We start from the raw sequence: 15,833 nt of genomic DNA on the forward strand, positions 1-15,833 counted from the left end.
TCACCCGGGCAGCAGCACGACCGGCCCCAGGCCCCGCACGAGCGTGAGCGGGTCGAGGTAGCGGTCGGGAGCCGACCGCACCCCCCAGTGCACGCACGTCGTCGGCGCACAGTGACCGGCCGCGGCGTCGACGATGCCGACCGGGGAGCCGCGTGCGACGCGCGCGCCGACGGCCGCGCTCGTCGTGACCGGCTCGAGGCTCGTGGTGAGGCCGTCGTCGTGGCGGACCGTGACCACGGGCCGGCCCGCGACGCGGCCCGCGAACGCGACGACGCCCGACCGGGGTGCGACGACGGCCGCCCCGACCGCCGTCGCGAGGTCCACGCCACGGTGCCCCGCCGCCCACGGCTGCGGCGGCGCCTCGAAACCGCGCACCACGCGGGCACCGGGGAGGGGCAGCACGTAGCCCCCCGCGCCCTCGTCCTGCGATGACGCGTCCTGCGCCGACCCGGGCGCGACGATGAGCGCGGCAGACGGCGCGGCCAGCGTGACCGCCGCGAGGACGAGGACGGCAGCACCCGCTCGCGACGCCCGCGCGCGGCGCACCCCGCGCCTCGGGACGGTCGTCGTCGGCGTGCTCCGGTCGCTCATGCGGACACCGTGCTGCGCGGACCGTTGCCGCAGAGCCGACCGTGGTGCGGGCTGGGGAGGAGGCGTTCCCGCCGCGGGGCTGGGGTCGGGTCGTGGTGACCACGGGTGGTCGGGTCCGTCCGGTCGGCGTCGGGCCCGCGGTGGGCTAGACTTGCCGCGCGACCGGTGAGAGCCGGTCGACTTCGCGCGCCATCATCCTGGTCGCGACCGTCCGGCGGCACGTCCGCCGAGCCGGTCCCGCACCGCGAGGCGTGCCCGCACAGGTCCGTGGACGCCGGTTCGCCGGTGGTCGCGGTGCGGGCCGTCGTGGCGCCAGGGGCACCGGCGACCGCCGGGGCCGACAAACCGCAACGCGGGGCTCATCCAGGTGTGCCCCGCCCGACGTGCGTGCCGCCGCTGCGGCCCGCCACGGAAGGAAGTGCCATGGCCGTCGTGACCATGCGCCAGCTGCTCGAGAGCGGTGTCCACTTCGGGCACCAGACCCGCCGCTGGAACCCCAAGATGAAGCGCTTCATCTTCACCGAGCGCAACGGCATCTACATCGTCGACCTGCAGCAGTCGCTCACCTACATCGACCGCGCCTACGACTTCGTGTCGCAGACCGTCGCGCACGGTGGGTCGATCCTGTTCGTCGGCACCAAGAAGCAGGCGCAGGAGCCGGTCGCCGAGCAGGCCGCCCGCGTCGGCATGCCCTACGTCAACCAGCGCTGGCTGGGCGGCATGCTCACCAACTTCTCGACGATCCACAAGCGGCTGCAGCGCCTCAAGGAGCTCGAGCAGATCGACTTCGACGACGTCGCGGCCTCGGGCCTGACGAAGAAGGAGCTGCTCGTCCTGCGCCGCGAGAAGGACAAGCTCGCGAAGACGCTCGGCGGCATCCGCGACATGGCCAAGGTCCCCTCGGCCGTGTGGATCGTCGACACGAACAAGGAGCACCTCGCCGTCGACGAGGCGCGCAAGCTGGGCATCCCGGTGGTCGCGATCCTCGACACCAACTGCGACCCCGACGTCGTCGACTACCCGATCCCGGGCAACGACGACGCGATCCGCGCCGTGCAGCTGCTCACCCGTGTGATCGCGGACGCGGTCGCCGACGGCCTCATGAAGCGTCACTCCGGCAAGGCGTCCGCCGAGGGCGGCGCCGAGGCCGAGGCCGAGCCGCTCGCCGAGTGGGAGCGCGAGCTGCTCGCGGGCGCCGAGGCCGACCTCGCCGCCGCGCCGGCCGCCGAGGCCGCTGCGCAGGCTCCGGCCGCCGAGGCCCCCGCTGCCGAGGCCCCCGCCGCCGAGGCGCCTGCCGCCGACGCCCCGGCTGCCGAGGCGGCGCCCGCCGCCGACGAGCCGGCCGCGCCGGCCGACGAGGCCTGAGCACCCGCTCGTCCGCATCCCGCTCCATCGACAAGAACGGACACCACTGATGGCGAACTACTCGCTCCAGGACATCAAGGACCTGCGCGAGAAGACCGGCGCCGGCATGCTCGACGTCAAGAAGGCGCTCGAGGAGGCCGAGGGCGACTCCGCCAAGGCGCTCGAGATCATCCGCGTGAAGGGCCTCAAGGGCGTCGGCAAGCGTGAGGGTCGCTCGGCGTCGGACGGTCTCGTCGCGGCGCACGTCGGCCCGACGGCCGACGGCGAGGGCCAGTCCGGCGTGCTCGTCGAGGTCAACTCGGAGACGGACTTCGTCGCGAAGAGCGAGTCGTTCATCTCGCTGGCCGAGCGCGTGCTCGCGGCCGCGGTGGCCACGGGCGCTCGTGACGCGGACGCGCTGACCTCGTCCGAGTACGAGGGCACCACGGTGCAGAACATCGTCGACGAGACGGCCGCCACCCTCGGTGAGCGGATCGTCGTGCGCCGCCTGGCCCACGTGGCCGGCGAGCACGTCGAGGTGTACCTGCACAAGGTCAACAAGGACCTGCCCCCGCAGGTCGGCGTCCTCGTGGCGACCGACGCGGCGGGCGCCTCGGTGGCGCGCGACATCGCGACGCACATCGCGGCGTACTCGCCGGCCTTCCTCACGCGTGACGAGGTCCCGGCCGAGACGGTCGAGAACGAGCGCAAGATCGCCGAGGAGACCGCGCGCAACGAGGGCAAGCCCGAGGCCGCGCTGCCGAAGATCGTCGAGGGCCGTCTGACCGGGTACTTCAAGGAGACCGTGCTGGTCGACCAGCCGTTCGCCAAGGACCCGAAGAAGTCGGTCGGCCAGGTGCTGGCGGAGGCCGGCGGCTCGGTGACGGCGTTCGTGCGGTACCGCGTGGGTGCCTGACCTGCACACCTGATCGGTGGCCCCGGCCCACGGCCGGGGCCACCGTCATAGCACCATCCCGACCGCACGCAGGAGGCGCAGTGACCCCGGACCCCACCACCGACGACACGAGCGCCGCCCCGCGGCGGGTGCTCCTCAAGCTCTCGGGCGAGACGTTCGGCGGCGGGGCGGTCGGCCTCGCGGTCGACGTGATCCGGCGCATCGCCGAGGAGATCGCGGTCGCGGTACGGGCGGGCGTGCAGGTCGCGATCGTCGTCGGCGGTGGGAACTTCTTCCGCGGCGCCGAGCTCGCGCAGAACGGCATGGACCGTGCGCGTGCGGACTACATGGGCATGCTCGGCACGGTGATGAACTGCCTGGCGCTCCAGGACCTCCTCGAGCAGGCCGGCGTCAGCACCCGCGTGCAGACCGCCATCACGATGGGCCAGGTCGCCGAGCCCTACATCCCGCTGCGCGCGATCCGGCACCTCGAGAAGGGCCGCGTCGTGATCTTCGGCGCGGGTGCCGGCATGCCGTACTTCTCGACCGACACCGTCTGCGTGCAGCGCGCCCTCGAGACGCACTGCCAGGAGGTGCTCATGGGCAAGAACGGCGTCGACGCGGTCTACACCGCGGACCCGCGCAAGGACCCGGACGCCCGGCGTCTCGAGCACCTGAGCTACACCGACGCGATCGTGGGCGACCTCGGGGTCATGGACCAGACCGCCCTGTCGATGGCCCGTGACAACGACATGCAGATGCAGGTCTTCGGCCTGGAGGGCGCGGGCAACGTCACCCGCGTCCTGCGAGGTGAGAAGATCGGCACGACGGTGACCGTCGGCTGAGGCCACGGTCCTCCCACAGCGCAGTCCCACCCACGCCCAGCACGACCGACACCTAGGAGCACCGGTGATCGACGAGACTCTCTTCGAGGCCGAGGAGAAGATGGACAAGGCCGTCGAGGTCGCCAAGGACGACTTCGCGACCATCCGGACCGGTCGTGCGAACGCGGCGATGTTCTCGAAGGTCTTCGTCGACTACTACGGCGCGCCCACGCCGCTGCAGCAGCTCGCGTCGTTCAACGTGACCGAGGCGCGCACGATCCTCGTCTCGCCGTTCGACAAGTCGTCGACGGCGGCGGTCGAGAAGGCCCTGCGGGACTCGGACCTGGGCGTGAACCCGACGAACGACGGCAACGTGATCCGGGTGGTCCTGCCCGCGCTCACGGAGGAGCGCCGCCGCGACTTCGTGAAGCTCGCGAAGCACAAGGCCGAGGACGCGCGCATCTCGGTGCGCTCGGTGCGCCGCCGCGCCAAGGAGGAGCTGGACCGCATCGTCAAGGACGGCGAGGCCGGCGAGGACGAGGTCACGCGTGCGGAGAAGGAGCTCGAGGCGCTCACCAAGCGGCACGTCGAGCTCATCGACCACCTGCTCGCCGCCAAGGAGAGCGAGCTCCTCGAGGTCTGATGACGCAGCTCGCAGCCCCCCGCTCGACGAAGCCGGGTCGCGACCTCCCGGTCGCGATCACGGTGGGCGTCGGCCTCCTCGTCGTCGTCGTCGCGTCCTTGTTCATCCGCAAGGAGGCGTTCGTCGTCCTCGCGGTGCTCGTGGTCTGCGCGGGACTGTGGGAGCTCGCGCAGGCGTTCGCGCGGCGCGCGATCCACCTGCCGCTGCTGCCGCTGCTCGTCGGCTCGGTCGGCATCCTCGTCTCGGCGTTCACGGCGGGTTCCGAGGCGCTGTTCGTGTCGTTCATGCTGACCGTGGGCGGCGTCATGGTGTGGCGCGTGCTCGACGGCAGCGGGTCGCGCGCGCTGCGCGACATCATCGGCGGCGCGTTCGCGGCCGCGTACCTGCCGTTCCTGGCGGGCTTCGTGATGCTCATGCTCGCGGAGAGCGACGGGCCCGCGCGCGTCCTGGTGTTCATCCTGCTCGTCGTCGCGAGCGACACGGGTGGGTTCGCGGTCGGCGTGCTGCTCGGGCGGCACCCGCTCGCGCCCTCGGTCAGCCCGAAGAAGTCCTGGGAGGGCCTCGCGGGCTCGCTCGTCCTCGCGTGCGTCGTGGGGGTCGTGAGCATCCAGGTCGCGTTCGAGGGCGAGCCGCTGGTCGGCGTGTTCCTGGGGCTGTCGACCGTGGTGTCGGCGACGCTCGGCGACCTCGCCGAGTCGATGCTCAAGCGCGACCTCGAGCTCAAGGACATGGGCCGCCTCGTCCCGGGTCACGGCGGGGTCCTCGACCGCCTCGACTCGCTCCTGCTGACGGCGCCCGCCGTCTACCTCATCCTCACGCTGCTCCAGCCGCCTCCCGTGCTGTTCTGAGCACCACCCCCCTCGTCCCGGAGTACCACCGTGCCTGCCACCCCCGTCCGTCTGGATCTCTCGTCGCCCGTGCGCGGTCCGCGCGGCAAGCCGCCGCGCCACTTCGTCGACCTGACGCCCGACGAGCGCGTCGCAGCGGTCACGGCCCTCGGTGAGAAGCCGTTCCGCGCCAAGCAGCTCGCGACCCACTACTTCACGCACCTGACGGCCGACGCGGACGCGATGACGGACCTGCCCGCGGCGAGCCGCGAGAAGCTGGTCGGGGACCTGTTCCCGCCGCTCCTGACGAAGGCGCGCACGCAGACGGCCGACGGCGGCACCACGGTCAAGACGCTGTGGCACCTGTTCGACCACGCGAAGGTCGAGTCGGTGCTGATGCGCTACTCGAACCGCACCACCCTGTGCATCTCGAGCCAGGCGGGCTGCGGGCTGGCGTGCGCGTTCTGCGCGACGGGCCAGATGGGCCTGACCCGCAACCTGTCGACGGCCGAGATCGTCGAGCAGGTCCGCGAGGCGGCGCGCTCGCTGCAGGCGGGTGAGGTCCCCGGCGGGCCGACGCGGCTGTCGAACGTGGTGTTCATGGGCATGGGGGAGCCCCTCGCGAACTACAAGGCGATCATGGCGACCGTCCGGACGTTGGTCGCGCCCGCCCCCGAGGGCCTGGGCCTGTCGGCGCGCAACGTGACGGTCTCGACGGTGGGCATGGTCCCGGCGATGCGCAAGCTCGCGGACGAGGGCATCCCGGTGACGCTCGCGCTCTCGCTGCACGCTCCGGACGACGAGCTGCGCAGCGAGCTGGTGCCGGTCAACACGCGCTGGGACGTCGACGAGGCGCTGGACGCCGCGCGGCACTACTTCGACGTCACGGGCCGCCGCGTGTCGATCGAGTACGCGCTGATCCGCGACGTGAACGACCACGCGTGGCGTGCCGACCTGCTCGGCGAGAAGCTCAACGCGCGCGGCAGGGGCTGGGTGCACTGCAACCCCATCCCGCTCAACCCGGTGCCGAACTCGAGGTGGACGGCGAGCGATCCCCGGGTGGAGCAGGAGTTCGTGGCACGCTTGCGTGCGCACGGGATCCCGACGACCATCCGGGACACCCGAGGCAGCGACATCGACGGTGCGTGCGGCCAGCTCGCCGCGGAGGAGGACGAGTGAGCGACGGGATGTTCCGGACCGTGTCGCGGCTGCGCTCGGGGTACGACCCGGACGAGGTCGACGAGTTCTTCGACCACGCGCGGCAGTTGTACGAGCAGGGTCCGGGCACCGCGCTGTCGGCGAAGGACGTGCGCCGCGTCGGGTTCGAGATGGTGCGCGGCGGGTACGCGACCGCGGCGGTCGACGCGGCGCTCGACCGGTTGGAGTCGGCGTTCGTCGCGCGGGCGCGCGCCGAGCACGTTGCGCAGCACGGTCAGCAGGCGTGGATGGCCCAGCTCGGTGAGCAGGCGCGCACGCTCTACGGCCGGCTCGGCCGGCCGGACGGCGACCGGTTCGCGCCGCCCGAGGGCCGCGAGCAGGGGTACGAGCCCGCGGACGTCGACGAGCTGTGCCACCGCCTGGTGGCGTACTTCGACCGCGGCGTCCCGCTGACGTCGGGCGAGGTGCGCTCGGCGACGTTCCGGCGCCGCAAGGGCCGTGACGCGTACGGCGAGCCGGCGGTCGACGCGTTCATGGCGCGCGCGGTCGAGGTCCTGCTCGGCGTCGAGTGACGCACGACGGACGCCGGCCGGCCACGACCGCGAGGAGGCTCGCATGACCACGACCGTGTGCCTGCTCGGGTCGACGGGCTCGATCGGGACGCAGGCGCTGGACGTCGTGGCCCGTCACCGCGACCGGTTCGAGGTCGTGGGTCTCGCGGCGGGCGGCGGCGATCCCGCGGCGCTCGCGGCGCAGGCGGCACGGTTCGACGTCCGCGTCGTCGCGGTCGCCGACGAGGCGCGGGTCCCGGCGGTGCGCGAGGCGCTCGCGGGGGCGGGTGTGCCCGGCGTGGAGGTCCTGGCGGGCTCCGCCGCGGCCGAGGAGCTCGCGGGTGCCGGCGCGGACGTCGTCCTCAACGGCATCACCGGCTCGGTGGGGTTGCGCCCGACGCTCGCGGCGCTGCGCGCGGGGAGCACGCTCGCGCTCGCCAACAAGGAGTCCCTGGTGGTGGGGGGCGCGCTCGTGCACGCCGCGGCCGTGCGGCCCGACCAGGTCGTTCCGGTGGACTCGGAGCACTCGGCGATCGCGCAGGCGCTGCGCTCCGGCCGGCGCGTCGAGGTGGCACGTCTGGTGCTCACGGCGTCGGGCGGGCCGTTCCGCGGCTGGACGGCTGACGACGTCAAGGTCGTGACGCCGCAGCAGGCGCTCGCGCACCCGACGTGGGCGATGGGCCCGGTCGTGACGATCAACTCGGCGACCCTCATGAACAAGGGCCTCGAGCTCATCGAGGCGCATCTGCTGTTCGACGTCCCGGCCGACCGGATCGACGTGGTCGTGCACCCGCAGTCCGTCGTGCACTCGATGGTGCAGTTCGTCGACGGCTCGACGATCGCGCAGGCGTCACCCCCGGACATGCGCCTGCCCATCGCGCTGGGGCTGTCGTGGCCGGACCGGCTCGACGACGTGGCGGCGGCGTGCGACTGGACGAGCCCCACGGCGTGGACGTTCGAGCCGCTCGACGAGGAGCTGTTCGGCGCGGTCCGGCTCGCGCGGCACGCCGTGGCCGCGTCCGCGACGCACCCGGCCGTCTACAACGCGGCGAACGAGCAGTGCGTGGCGGCGTTCCTGGCCGGCCGCATCGGGTTCCTCGACATCGTGTCGACGGTGGAGCGCGTGGTCGACGAGCACGACGGGACGCGGGCGGCGGACCTCACGCTCGACGTCGTGCTGGAGGCGGAGCGCTGGGCGCGCGCCCGCGCCGACGAGATCCTCGCGCGGGTCTGACCCACGGGCCTGACCCACGGGCCTGACCCACCGGCAGCGGCGTGGTGCGGGCCTCAGCCGCGCCGCACCCACGGCGCGCGCGTGAGCGCGGACTGCGTGCCGGTGACCAGCTCGGCGAGCGTCCTGCCGGCGACGTTGGCCGCCGCCGGCCCGGTGCCGCCGCTGCGCGCCCACGCGTGCTCGTCCTGCAGCCCGACCGACGGCAGCGCGCCCGGCGCGGCGAGCGGACGCAGCCACGCGTGCGTGACGGGGGCGTCGGCGAGCACGGGCAGCAGCGCGGCGAGCGCGGCGTGCAGCGCGTCCGCCGACCGCGCCGCGGCACCGACTGCACGGGTGCCGCGCCCGGCGGCGGGGGCGCGCCCGGCGACGAGCCGCCCGGCGGGCTCGCGCACGACGCGCAGCCCGTCGCAGTGCGCGAGCACCTCGCCGCGCGCGAGACCGACCGCCGCCCACGTCGCCTCCGGCAGGGGAGCGGTCGCGAGCGTCGCGGCGCCCCGGTGCGCACCGGACGGGCGGGTGTCGACGATCCTCGCGGCGCGGACGGTCCCGTGGGTCGTGACCGCCGCGCCGGCGCTCACGCGCGCCACGGCCGTGGCGTCGACCACGCGCGCCCCGCGCGCCAGCAGCGCGTCGCGCAGCCCTCGCGCGAGGGCGCCGGGGTCGAGCCGCGCGGCCTCGGGTGACCACGTCCCACCGACGGCACCCTCGACGCGGACGTGGTCGGCGAGCGCGGCGGCGTCCAGGACGTGCGTCTCGTCGCCCCAGCGTGTCGCCGCGGTCGCCTGCCGCGCGAGCCGCGCCAGCGCCTCGTCGTCCCCGGCGACGACGAGCTCGCCTCCGAACCGGAAGCCGCACTCGACCTCCTCGACGGCCGCGACCCCGCCGACCTCGACGACCGCGTCGCGCAGCACGGCACGGGCGTCGCGCGCGGCGGCGTCGCCGTACCGCTGGGCGATGCCGTCGGCGTCGAGCCCGACGCGCGCGGAGCACGCGCCGATCCCGCGCTCGTCCTGACCGGTCGTCCCGCGCTCGACGAGCAGCACGTCGAGCGACGGGTCGGCCTCGAGCAGGTAGTACGCGGCCCACAGACCGGTCAGGCCGGCGCCCACGACGAGCACGTCGCACGTGGTGTCGCCGTCGAGCGCGGGCCGGGGCGTGGCCGCCTCGTCGACCCACGGCGCGGGGTCGTCGGCGGCGTCGGTCGGGCGCAGCAGGGCACGCAGGTCCATCCGCCGATGCTCGCCCGGCGGCCGCGCGCGGACAACTCGCCACGCAGGAGCGAAGGGCGTCACGTGCGCACAGCGTCTCGGGGGATGATGGGGCGACCCGCACCCGTCCCGGTGCCGGGCGTCGAGGAGGCTGGTGTGGCGTACCTGTTGGGCGTGCTGATCGCGCTCGTCGTGCTGCTCGGCTCGATCGCGCTGCACGAGGTGGGGCACATGGTGCCCGCGAAGCGCTTCGGTGTGTGCGTGAGCCACTACTTCGTCGGGTTCGGGCCCACGCTCTGGTCCCGCACGCGCGGCGAGACCGAGTACGGGGTGAAGGCGATCCCGCTGGGCGGCTTCGTGCGGCTCGTCGGGATGTACGCGCCCGCGGACGCCGTCGGCAACCCGCCCGCTCGCACGTGGATGGGACGGCTCGCGGCGGACGCCCGCGACGCGAGCGCCGCGGAGATCCTGCCGGGGGAGGACCACCGCGCGTTCTACCGCCTGTCGACGCCCAAGAAGCTCGTGGTGATGCTCGGCGGGCCCGTGATGAACCTGCTCATCGCGTTCGTCCTGCTCGCGATCGTGCTCATGGGCTTCGGCGTCCCGGTGACGTCCACGACGCTCGACTCGGTGTCGCAGTGCGTGATCCCGCCGGGCGACGACGCGGACCGCGCGTGCGCGGACTCGGACCAGGCGGCGCCGGGCGCGGCCGCGGGGCTGCGCCCGGGCGACACGGTCCTGAGCTGGGGCGGCACCCCGGTCTCGTCGTGGGACGAGCTCTCGACGCTCATCCGCGCGACCGGTGCCGAGCCCACGGACGTCGTCGTCGAGCGGGACGGTGCGCAGGTCGACCTCAGCGTCACGCCCGTGGTCGCGCAGCGACCGGCGTACGACGAGGACGGTGCGCCCGTGCACGACGAGGACGGCACGCTCGTCACGGTGCCGGTGGGCTTCGTCGGCGTCTCACCCACCGTGCAGTACCGCTCGGCGACGCTCGGCGAGGTCCCGGGCGAGGTCGCGGACCGCACGTGGCAGACCGTGTCGGTCGTGGCGACGCTGCCGGCGCGCGTGGTCGACCTGGTGCAGACGACGTTCGGCGACGGCGAGCGCGGCTCCGACTCGATCGTCGGGATCGTCGGCGTGGGACGGCTCGCGGGCGAGGTGGCCTCCGTGCAGGGCGAGGGCATCGACTGGGGGCTGCGTCTGGCGATGCTGCTCGAGATGCTCGCGGCGCTGAACATCGCGCTGTTCGTGTTCAACCTCATCCCGTTGCCGCCGCTCGACGGCGGGCACGTCGCGGCCGCGCTGTGGGAGGGCGGCAAGCGCCAGGTCGCGCGGCTGCGCAGGTTGCCGCGGCCGGGGCCGTTCGACTCGGCGAAGCTCGTCCCGCTCGCGTACTCGGTGTTCGTGGTGCTCGGGCGATGGGGCTGCTGCTCGTGTACGCGGACATCGTCGACCCGGTGACGATCACGTGACGCGCGCACGCGTCGCGGAGATCCGGTACCGCTGACCCGCACCGACCCGCGGGTCGTGTGGGGATCGCGTGCGGTTACCCGGTGCACGCGCGCCCGCACGCCGACACCTCGCCGCGCAGGTGGGATGATGGGCGCGTGAGCGTACCGATCTCCCTGGGCATGCCCGACGCACCCGCGCCCGTGCTGGCGCCGCGACGTCCCACCCGCAAGATCCGGGTCGGCAAGGTCGAGGTCGGCGGTGACGCGCCGGTGAGCGTGCAGTCGATGACGACCACGCCGACGACCGACGTCAACGCGACGCTGCAGCAGATCGCCGAGCTGACGGCCGCGGGGTGCGACATCGTGCGCGTGGCCGTGCCGAGCCAGGACGACGCCGACGCGCTGCCCGCGATCGCGCGCAAGTCGCAGATCCCGGTGATCGCGGACATCCACTTCCAGCCGAAGTACGTGTTCGCCGCGATCGAGGCCGGGTGCGCCGCGGTCCGCGTGAACCCCGGCAACATCCGCAAGTTCGACGACCAGGTCGGGGCGATCGCACGCGCCGCCGCGGACGCGGGCGTGAGCCTGCGCATCGGCGTCAACGCCGGCTCGCTCGACCCGCGCCTGCTCGCGAAGTACGGCAAGGCGACGCCCGAGGCGCTCGTCGAGTCCGCCGTGTGGGAGGCGTCGCTGTTCGAGGAGCACGACTTCCACGACTTCAAGATCTCGGTCAAGCACAACGACCCGGTCGTCATGGTGCGCGCCTACGAGCTGCTCTCGGAGCGGGGCGACTGGCCGCTGCACCTCGGCGTCACCGAGGCCGGCCCCGCGTTCCAGGGGACGATCAAGTCCGCGACCGCGTTCGGCGCGCTGCTGAGCAAGGGCATCGGCGACACGATCCGCGTCTCGCTGTCCGCGCCGCCGGTCGAGGAGGTCAAGGTCGGGATCCAGATCCTGCAGTCGCTCAACCTGCGGCCCCGCAAGCTGGAGATCGTCTCGTGCCCGTCCTGCGGGCGCGCGCAGGTCGACGTGTACTCGCTCGCCGAGCGGGTGACCGCCGGCCTGGAAGGTCTCGAGGTACCGCTGCGGGTCGCCGTCATGGGGTGCGTCGTGAACGGGCCCGGCGAGGCGCGCGAGGCGGACCTGGGCGTCGCGTCGGGCAACGGCAAGGGCCAGATCTTCGTCAAGGGCGAGGTCGTCAAGACCGTCCCCGAGTCGCAGATCGTCGAGACCCTCATCGAGGAGGCCATGCGCATCGCCGAGACGATGGAGCCGAGCGAGGAGGGCACGAGCCCGGTCGTCACCGTCGGCTGACGGCGCATCCCGGGGGCGTGAGGCACAATCGGCTCATGGGCCCGCGGCGTGCGATGTTGCTCGACCGCCGGCCCGGGGCACGAGTCCTGGACGACGTCGACCTCGGGGCGGCGCTCGAGGTGTGCGCGCTCGACCCCGTCGGCTCGGTTCTGGCGACGGCCCGGATCGAGGCGGCGCGGTCCGCCCGGCTGGGCGGGGCCGGCGGCGCGCTGTGGGGCTACCACCACGGGGGTGCGCTGGTCGCGGTGTGCTGGGCGGGCGCGAACATGGTGCCCGTGGTGCCCGTCGAGGACCCCGCGGTCGTGTCCGACGCACTCGACGCGTTCGCGACGAGCGCGGCCCGGCAGGGTCGGCGTTGCTCGTCGATCGTCGGGCCCGCTCCCGCCGTTCTGGGGCTGTGGAACCGCCTGCGCGCGGTGTGGCCCGGCGTGCGCGAGGTCCGGCCCGACCAGCCGTCCATGGTGATCGACACCGCGCCCTCGGTGTCGCCCGACCCGCAGGTCCGCCTGTCCCGCCCCGACGAGTTCGACCTCGTGCTCCCGGCGTGCATCGCGATGTTCACCGAGGAGGTCGGGTACTCGCCCGCGAGCGGCCCGCGCGGACCGTACGAGACGCGCGTGCGCACGCTCATCGACCAGGGACGGTCGTTCGTGCGCATGGAGCCGGGGTCGGACGGGGCGCCGCGCGTCACGTTCAAGGCCGAGCTCGGGGCCGTCGCCGGCGGGGTCGCCCAGGTCCAGGGCGTGTGGGTGGAGCCCGAGCGGCGTGGCGTGCGGCTCTCGGAGCACGGGATGGCGGCCGTCGTCGAGGCGACGCGCGGCCACGTCGCCCCGGTGGTCTCGTTGTACGTCAACGACTACAACGCCCGCGCCATCGCGGCGTACACCGCGGTGGGCTTCCGCCAGGTCGGCTCGTACGCGACGGTGCTGTTCTAGCCGGTCCGCACCCGCGCCGCGCGTGGCTCAGCGCAGCAGCCGGGACATGCGCCGGTCGGCCAGCGGCTTGCCGCCGGTCTGGCACGTCGGGCAGTACTGCAGTGACGAGTCGGCGAACGACACCTCGTGCACGGTGTCACCGCACGGCACACCGTCCCAGCCCGGGCACGCCTCGCCCGTGCGTCCGTGCACACGCATGCCGCGTCGTTTGGCGTCCTTGAGCTCGGCCGCGGGCTTGCCCGAGGCCTCGGCGACGGCCTGCGCGAGCACCTCCCGCACGGCCGCGTAGATCACGTCGGCCTGCTCGTCGGACAGCTTGCCGGTGAGCGCGAACGGTGACGTGCGCGCCGCGTGCAGGATCTCGTCGGAGTACGCGTTGCCGATGCCCGCGATCGTGCCCTGGTCGCGCAGGAGGCCCTTGACCTGCTGGTTGCGCGCGGCGAGCAGCGCGCCGAACCGTTCGCGCGTGAACTCCGGCGAGAGCGGCTCGACGCCCAGCGACGCGATCTGCGGCACGTCGGCGGGGTCCTCGACCACGTGCACCGCGAGCCGTCTGCGCGTGCCCTGCTCGGTCAGGTCGAACCCCGAGCCGTCGTCGAGGCGCACGCGCAGCGCGAGCGGCGAGCGGCCCGGCCGCACGGGCGTCGTCGCGAGCTTCTCCGACCAGCGCACCCACCCCGCGCGCGACAGGTGCCACACCAGGTGCAGCGGCTCGCCGGTCGAGGTCGCGACGAGCAGGTCCAGCCACTTGCCGTGCCGGCCCGCGTCGACGACCGTCCCGCCGACGAGCGCGTCGGGCGGCGGGCGGAACGTCTTGAGCGCGGCGATGTCGCCGACGCCGATCTGCGTCACGGTGCGGCCGACGGCGCGCTCGCGCAGGAACGCGGCGAGCGCCTCGACCTCGGGAAGCTCGGGCACGGGTCCATCGTGGCCCACGTCACGCCCGTCCCGCGCCCGGATCGTCGTGCGTGCCGGTCGTGGGGCGAGCCGGCCGCCGTGGAGCGGGCGTGCGGAGGACCCGCGCGGGGCAACTAGGCTTCGGCTCATGCTCCTGCGTCTGTCCACGCTGTTCGTCCGCACGCTGCGCGAGGACCCGGCCGACGCCGAGGTCGCGAGCCACAAGCTCCTCGTGCGCGCGGGGTACATCCGCCGCGCCGCCCCCGGCATCTACACCTGGCTGCCGCTCGGCCTGCGCGTGCTCGCCAAGGTCGAGGCGGTCGTGCGCGAGGAGATGGCGGCTGCCGGCGCGCAGGAGGTGCACTTCCCGGCGCTGCTGCCGCGCGAGCCGTACGAGGCGACCGGTCGCTGGACGGAGTACGGGCCGAACATCTTCCGGCTCAAGGACCGTAAGGGCAACGACTACCTGCTCGCGCCCACGCACGAGGAGATGTTCACGCTCCTGGTCAAGGACCTGTACTCGTCGTACAAGGACCTGCCGCTGTCGATCTACCAGATCCAGACGAAGTACCGCGACGAGGCGCGCCCGCGCGCGGGCCTGATCCGCGGCCGCGAGTTCGTCATGAAGGACGCGTACTCGTTCGACGTCGACGACGCGGGCCTCGAGGCGTCCTACGAGGCGCAGCGCCTGGCGTACCAGCGGATCTTCGACCGGCTCGGGCTCGAGTACGTGATCGTCGCGGCGACGTCCGGCGCGATGGGCGGCTCGCGCTCCGAGGAGTTCCTCACGCCGACGGCGATCGGCGAGGACACGTTCGTGCGCTCGCCCGGCGGGTACGCCGCGAACGTCGAGGCGGTCACCACCGTCGTGCCCGAGGCGCTGCCGTTCGACGACGCGCCCGCGGCGCACGTCGAGGACACGCCGGACACCCCGACGATCGACACGCTCGTCGCGCTCGCGAACGAGCGCTTCGCGCGCCCCGACCGCGCCTGGACGGCCGCGGACACGCTCAAGAACGTGGTGCTCGCGCTCGTGCACCCGGACGGTGAGCGGGAGCTCGTCGTCGTGGGCCTGCCCGGCGACCGGGAGGTCGACCTCAAGCGGCTCGAGGCGGCGGTCGCCCCGGCCGAGGTCGAGGCGGCGGGCGACGCGGACTTCGCGGCACACCCCGAGCTCGTGCGCGGGTACATCGGCCCCGCCGTGCTCGGGCCCAACGCGGACGGTCGCGCGGCCGACGACCCCGGGCGCACTGCGGTGCGCTACCTGCTCGACCCGCGCGTCGTCGCCGGCACACGCTGGATCACCGGCGCGAACGAGCCCGGCCGGCACGTGTTCGACCTCGTCGCGGGCCGCGACTTCACCGCCGACGGCACCGTCGAGGCCGCCGAGGTGCGCGCGGGCGACCCCGCGCCCGACGGATCGGGCCCGCTCGAGCTCGCGCGCGGCATCGAGATCGGCCACATCTTCCAGCTCGGCCGCAAGTACGCCGCCGCGCTCGGCCTGACCGTGCTCGACCAGAACGGCAAGGCGCAGGTCGTCACGATGGGCTCCTACGGCATCGGTGTGACGCGCGTCCTCGCGGCGCTCGCCGAGGCCAACCATGACGACAAGGGCCTCGCGTGGCCCGCGCACGTCGCGCCCGCACACGTGCACCTCGTCGCGACCGGCAAGGACCAGGCCGTGTTCGACGCCGCCGACGAGCTCGCGCGCGGGCTCGAGGCGCGCGGCGTCGAGGTCCTGTACGACGACCGCCCGAAGGTCTCGCCCGGCGTGAAGTTCGCCGACGCCGAGCTGTTCGGCGTGCCGTTCGTCGTGGTCGTGGGCCGGGGTCTGGCCGACGGTGTCGTCGAGGTGCGCTCGCGCGCCAGGGGCGACGGCGAGAACGTGCCGGTCGCCGACGCGGTCGAGGTCGTCGCGGGTCGGGTCGCCGCTCTGCTCTGACGCGAGCGCCGGGGCC

Annotated in this window: 15 protein-coding genes; 12 read left to right on the forward strand and 3 right to left on the reverse strand. The window is 73.8% G+C overall.

Annotated elements, in window-relative coordinates:
• Nucleotides 1-591 carry a peptidoglycan DD-metalloendopeptidase family protein gene (locus CBP52_RS02815; protein ID WP_094179737.1) on the reverse strand — a complete coding sequence of 197 codons (591 nt, stop codon included), beginning with the start codon at nt 589-591 and terminating at the stop codon, nt 1-3.
• A 423-nt stretch (nt 592-1,014) separates the two neighbouring features.
• On the opposite strand from CBP52_RS02815, the gene rpsB reads away from it, so the two are divergent.
• The 8 genes from rpsB to dxr all read left to right on the forward strand — a co-directional run bounded on the left by rpsB (nt 1,015) and on the right by dxr (nt 8,067).
• Nucleotides 1,015-1,956, forward strand: a complete 942-nt coding sequence (gene rpsB, locus CBP52_RS02820) for a 30S ribosomal protein S2 (protein ID WP_094179738.1) — start codon at nt 1,015-1,017, stop codon at nt 1,954-1,956.
• Nucleotides 1,957-2,005: 49 nt separating this feature from the next.
• Nucleotides 2,006-2,851, forward strand: a complete 846-nt coding sequence (gene tsf / locus CBP52_RS02825) for a translation elongation factor Ts (protein WP_094179739.1) — start codon at nt 2,006-2,008, stop codon at nt 2,849-2,851.
• Nucleotides 2,852-2,931: 80 nt separating this feature from the next.
• A complete protein-coding gene (pyrH, locus tag CBP52_RS02830) occupies nt 2,932-3,675 on the forward strand; it encodes a UMP kinase (protein ID WP_094179740.1) in 744 nt (247 codons plus the stop codon).
• Nucleotides 3,676-3,739: 64 nt separating this feature from the next.
• Complete coding sequence (frr, locus tag CBP52_RS02835) at nt 3,740-4,297, forward strand: ribosome recycling factor (protein ID WP_094179741.1); 558 nt, start codon at nt 3,740-3,742, stop codon at nt 4,295-4,297.
• Entirely contained in the window at nt 4,297-5,145 is an 849-nt protein-coding gene (locus CBP52_RS02840; protein WP_094179742.1) for a phosphatidate cytidylyltransferase, read from the forward strand. Before frr ends, CBP52_RS02840 begins: the two co-directional genes overlap by 1 nt.
• 30 nt (nt 5,146-5,175) lie before the next feature.
• Nucleotides 5,176-6,303 (forward strand): 23S rRNA (adenine(2503)-C(2))-methyltransferase RlmN, encoded by a 1,128-nt coding sequence (rlmN, locus tag CBP52_RS02845; protein WP_094179743.1) that lies wholly within the window; start codon nt 5,176-5,178, stop codon nt 6,301-6,303.
• Nucleotides 6,300-6,854 (forward strand): DivIVA domain-containing protein, encoded by a 555-nt coding sequence (locus tag CBP52_RS02850; protein ID WP_094179744.1) that lies wholly within the window; start codon nt 6,300-6,302, stop codon nt 6,852-6,854. Before rlmN ends, CBP52_RS02850 begins: the two co-directional genes overlap by 4 nt.
• Nucleotides 6,855-6,897: 43 nt before the next feature.
• Nucleotides 6,898-8,067, forward strand: coding sequence for a 1-deoxy-D-xylulose-5-phosphate reductoisomerase (gene dxr, locus CBP52_RS02855; protein WP_094179745.1), 1,170 nt, complete (start codon nt 6,898-6,900; stop codon nt 8,065-8,067).
• 53 nt (nt 8,068-8,120) lie between these two features.
• Here the strand turns inward: dxr and CBP52_RS02860 are convergent, their stop codons facing one another.
• Nucleotides 8,121-9,296 (reverse strand): FAD-binding oxidoreductase, encoded by a 1,176-nt coding sequence (locus CBP52_RS02860; protein ID WP_094179746.1) that lies wholly within the window; start codon nt 9,294-9,296, stop codon nt 8,121-8,123.
• Between the two features lie 135 nt (nt 9,297-9,431).
• Here CBP52_RS02860 and CBP52_RS02865 point away from each other — a divergent pair, with 135 nt between their 5' ends.
• From CBP52_RS02865 to CBP52_RS02875, 3 genes are all read left to right on the forward strand, one after another.
• Nucleotides 9,432-10,739, forward strand: a complete 1,308-nt coding sequence (locus CBP52_RS02865) for an RIP metalloprotease (protein ID WP_369826277.1) — start codon at nt 9,432-9,434, stop codon at nt 10,737-10,739.
• Nucleotides 10,740-10,885: 146 nt separating this feature from the next.
• Complete coding sequence (gene ispG, locus CBP52_RS02870; RefSeq protein WP_094179747.1) at nt 10,886-12,043, forward strand: flavodoxin-dependent (E)-4-hydroxy-3-methylbut-2-enyl-diphosphate synthase; 1,158 nt, start codon at nt 10,886-10,888, stop codon at nt 12,041-12,043.
• A 35-nt stretch (nt 12,044-12,078) separates the two neighbouring features.
• Entirely contained in the window at nt 12,079-12,978 is a 900-nt protein-coding gene (locus CBP52_RS02875; protein WP_094179748.1) for a DUF4081 domain-containing GNAT family N-acetyltransferase, read from the forward strand.
• A 27-nt stretch (nt 12,979-13,005) separates the two neighbouring features.
• On the opposite strand, the gene CBP52_RS02880 is transcribed toward CBP52_RS02875, so the two are convergent.
• The gene (locus CBP52_RS02880) at nt 13,006-13,896 is read right to left on the reverse strand and encodes an Fpg/Nei family DNA glycosylase (protein WP_094179749.1); all 891 of its coding nucleotides are present in this window, start codon (nt 13,894-13,896) and stop codon (nt 13,006-13,008) included.
• Between the two features lie 127 nt (nt 13,897-14,023).
• On the opposite strand from CBP52_RS02880, the gene CBP52_RS02885 reads away from it, so the two are divergent.
• Nucleotides 14,024-15,817 carry a proline--tRNA ligase gene (locus CBP52_RS02885; protein ID WP_094179750.1) on the forward strand — a complete coding sequence of 598 codons (1,794 nt, stop codon included), beginning with the start codon at nt 14,024-14,026 and terminating at the stop codon, nt 15,815-15,817.
• Nucleotides 15,818-15,833 lie beyond the last annotated feature (16 nt).

Source organism: Cellulomonas sp. PSBB021 (assembly GCF_002240455.1).
Taxonomy (GTDB): domain Bacteria; phylum Actinomycetota; class Actinomycetes; order Actinomycetales; family Cellulomonadaceae; genus Cellulomonas; species Cellulomonas uda.

Excerpts from the sequence above, each read along its gene's own strand:
- CBP52_RS02840 (WP_094179742.1), top strand. The coding sequence starts at position 4,297 with ATGACGCAGCTCGCAGCCCCCCGCTCGACGAAGCCGGGTCGCGACCTC.
- rpsB (WP_094179738.1), top strand. The coding sequence starts at position 1,015 with ATGGCCGTCGTGACCATGCGCCAGCTGCTCGAGAGCGGTGTCCACTTC.
- CBP52_RS02885 (WP_094179750.1), top strand. The coding sequence starts at position 14,024 with ATGCTCCTGCGTCTGTCCACGCTGTTCGTCCGCACGCTGCGCGAGGAC.
- CBP52_RS02875 (WP_094179748.1), top strand. The coding sequence starts at position 12,079 with ATGGGCCCGCGGCGTGCGATGTTGCTCGACCGCCGGCCCGGGGCACGA.
- dxr (WP_094179745.1), top strand. The coding sequence starts at position 6,898 with ATGACCACGACCGTGTGCCTGCTCGGGTCGACGGGCTCGATCGGGACG.
- tsf (WP_094179739.1), top strand. The coding sequence starts at position 2,006 with ATGGCGAACTACTCGCTCCAGGACATCAAGGACCTGCGCGAGAAGACC.
- CBP52_RS02860 (WP_094179746.1), bottom strand. The coding sequence starts at position 9,296 with ATGGACCTGCGTGCCCTGCTGCGCCCGACCGACGCCGCCGACGACCCC.
- CBP52_RS02815 (WP_094179737.1), bottom strand. The coding sequence starts at position 591 with ATGAGCGACCGGAGCACGCCGACGACGACCGTCCCGAGGCGCGGGGTG.